Source organism: Actinophytocola sp. (genome assembly GCF_035942955.1).
Taxonomy (GTDB): Bacteria; Actinomycetota; Actinomycetes; order Mycobacteriales; family Pseudonocardiaceae; genus DASYTH01.
The window spans coordinates 1-3040 of record NZ_DASZCQ010000013.1 but is presented as its reverse complement, the minus strand read 5'-3'; the positions used below and the strand labels follow the sequence as shown (position 1 = coordinate 3040).

4 protein-coding genes are annotated in these 3040 nt (G+C 71.9%); 3 read left to right on the top strand and 1 reads right to left on the bottom strand.

Translation table 11 applies throughout. The features are described 5' to 3' along the window. Nucleotides 1-213: 213 nt before the first annotated feature. Complete coding sequence (locus VGX25_RS01180) at nt 214-1707, top strand: serine/threonine-protein kinase (protein WP_326915611.1); 1494 nt, start codon at nt 214-216, stop codon at nt 1705-1707. A gap of 12 nt (nt 1708-1719) precedes the next feature. Here the strand turns inward: VGX25_RS01180 and VGX25_RS01175 are convergent, their stop codons facing one another. After that, a complete protein-coding gene (locus VGX25_RS01175; protein ID WP_326915610.1) occupies nt 1720-2172 on the bottom strand; it encodes a helix-turn-helix domain-containing protein in 453 nt (150 codons plus the stop codon). 90 nt (nt 2173-2262) lie between these two features. Between VGX25_RS01175 and VGX25_RS01170 the strand changes: the two genes are divergently transcribed. After that, complete coding sequence (locus tag VGX25_RS01170) at nt 2263-2853, top strand: dihydrofolate reductase family protein (protein WP_326915609.1); 591 nt, start codon at nt 2263-2265, stop codon at nt 2851-2853. Continuing rightward, the coding region (locus VGX25_RS01165) for a pyridoxamine 5'-phosphate oxidase family protein (RefSeq protein WP_326915608.1) at nt 2853-3040 on the top strand (188 nt) is incomplete at its 3' end. The genes VGX25_RS01170 and VGX25_RS01165, both read left to right, overlap by 1 nt.

The window sequence follows — 3040 nt, the reverse complement described above, 5'->3', positions numbered from 1 at the left end:
GTCGAACCCGGCGCGGCGGGTCGACGACCGGAGCGCACACCAGGAGTTCAGCTGGGCTTGCGGGACGTCGCGATCACCTGTTCGAGCTTTTTGACCTCGATCTTCATCGAACACCTCCCATCGGAGTGGTGGCGGACGACTGACGCTATGCCGGGCCAGGGCGAATTGACAAGGTCGCCGTTTCATCGCGGCCTGGCTGGCAAACCCGTTGTGGTGGAGGACGAGGACCGGTTGGTTGCCGGGCGGTACCGGCTGGCCGAGCGGATCGGCGCCGGTGGGATGGGGGTGGTCTGGCGGGCCTATGACGAGCGCCTGCACCGTCAGGTCGCGGTGAAGCAGATCCTGCCGCCGGCCGAGCTGACCGGGCCGCAGACCGTGCAGGCCAAGCGCCGCGCGATGCGCGAGGGCCGCAACGCGGCGCGGCTGCAGCACCCGCACGCGGTCGCGGTGTACGACGTGGTCGAGGACGGCGACCAGTCCTATTTGATCATGGAGTACGTGCCGTCCAGGAGCCTGGCGCAGGTGTTGGGCGAACGCGGCACCCTGCCGGTGCCGGAGGCGGCCCGGATCGGCGCGCAGCTCGCGGCCGCGCTCGACACCGCGCACGCCGCCGGCGTCGTGCACCGCGACGTCAAGCCGGGCAACGTGCTGCTCGGCCCGGACGGCACCGCCAAGCTCACCGACTTCGGCATCTCCCGCGCGGTCGAGGACGTCACCGCGACCGGCAGCGGGCTCATCGCCGGTACCCCCGCCTACCTGTCGCCGGAGGTGGCGCAGGGCCGGCGGGCCGGCTACCTGTCCGACGTCTACTCGCTCGGCGCCACCATGTACGCCGCGATCGAGGGTTCGCCGCCGGCCGGGTCGACCGACAACGCGATGGCCATGTTGCACCGGGTCGCCTCGGGCAATCTGGTGCCACCAAGCCACGCCGGCCCGATGACCGACCTGCTCACCAGGATGCTCAGCGCCGACCCCGACGGACGGCCGGCCATGGCCGAGGTCCGCGACCAGCTCGTCACCCTGGCACACCAGCCCACCCCGACCGCCACCCGACCGCTCGAGTCGCCACCGGCCGAGGACACCGCACCCGACACCGCGCCGGTCGGCGCGTCCGTGCCCGCACACGCGTCGCGCCGAAGCCGGGTCAGGGCACTGATCGCGACCGCGGTGGTGCTCGCGGCGATCGCCGCCGTCGTGCTGACCACGGTGCTCAACCGGCCCGACCCGACCGGCGGAACGGCGCAACCGGCGGGCACCTCCCCGGCGGAGCCGCGGACCACCACCCCGACGCAACCGTCACCACCGACCAGCACCGCGCCCGTCACCACCACGACCACCCGCGCCCCGGCGCCGACCACGATCACCCAACCGCCCGGTCCGCCCGGTCCGCCGAGCACGCCGACGTCGACGATCATCGACTACTACGCGCTGATGCCGGCCGACCTGCCGACCGCCTGGACCTGGCTCACCCCGAGATACCAACAGCATCCGGCCGGCGGCTACGGCGGCTACCAGACGTTCTGGGCCAACGTCCGCAGCGTGCGGGTCTCCGACGTGAACGGCGTGTCCGACAACGGGGTCGAAGCCACCGTGGAGTACGCCTTCAAGGACGGCAGGACGGTGCTCGAGCGGCACCGCTACACGCTGGTCATGCAGGGCCGGTGGAAGATCGACCAGTCCGTGGTGCTCAGCAGCCGCACGCTCTGAGGGGCACCTGCCTCACCCGGCCGCGCCGGGGCCCGGGAGCAGGTCGACGTCGGCCGCGTGCATCGGCTCGCCGCAGTGGGCGCAGCGCAGGTCGCCCTTGCTGATCTCACCGCAGGCGTGGTGGCGGTAGAGGACCGGCGGGCCGGCCTTGCCGGCGAGCCACGTGTCTCCCCAGCGGGCCATGACCATGAGCAGGTCGACGAGCTCGGTGCCCTTCTCGGTCAGGACGTACTCGTGGCGCGGTCGCCGGTCGTAGGAGCGGCGCTCGAGCACCCCGTGCTCGACGAGGTGGTTGAGCCGCTCGGTGAGGACCTTGCGCGAGATGCCGAGGTCGGCCTGGATCTGCTCGAACCGGGTGAGCCCGGCCCAGACGTCCCGCAGGATCAGCGGTGACCAGGGCTCCCCGATGACGTCGAGCGTGCGCGCGATCGAGCACACCATCTCGCCGAAGTTCGTGCGCTGCATGGACGCAGTCTAGCAACTGGGGTTCCCTTAGGGAACTTTGACTGCTACGGTCGTGGCGTCTCTTGAAGGAACTTCGGAAGGATGACGGAGATGAGCAAGGTCATCAGCGCCCACGCGGTCTCGGTCGACGGGTACATCACCGGTCGCGGTCCCGGCGCCGGGCGCGGACTCGGCGACGGGACGATGCTGTTCGACTGGTACTTCGACGGCGACACGCCCAGCCGGGTGTTCGACGGGTTCAAGCTGAGCGAGCCAAGCGCCCGGATCTTCGACGCTCTCGCCGGACGTGTGGGCGCGATCGTGGCCGGGCGCAACACCTACGAGGACTCCGACCGGTTCGGCGGCGGCAGCCCGCACCCGGCGGCCCGGCTGTTCGTCCTGAGCCACCGGCAAGTGCCGGAGCTGACCGAGCGGCAGACCCTCGCCACCGGCATCGAGGAAGCGATCGCGGCGGCACGCGAGGCCGCCGGTGGCAAGGACGTCGGCCTGATGGGCGGCGGCGTGGTCACCGAGGCGCTGCGGGCGGGGCTCGTCGACGAGGTGATCCTCCATCAGGTGCCGGTCCTGCTCGGCGGCGGCCGCCCCTTCTTCCAGGCGCTGCCCGGGCACGTGCGCCTGCGCCTCGTCGAAGCCGTCCCGGCGCCGGGTGTCACCCATCTGCACTACGAGGTCCAGCGATGATGCTCGACCCCGACGTGCGCCGCGTGCTCGACGGCACCCCGGTCGCCCACCTCGCCAGCGTCCTGCCCGACGGCGCCCCGCACTCCGTCCCGGTCTGGATCGACACGCACGGCGACCACATCGCGATCCTCACCGGCCCCGGCTCCCGCAAGGCCCGCAACCTGCGCCGCGACCCGCGGGTCGCGCT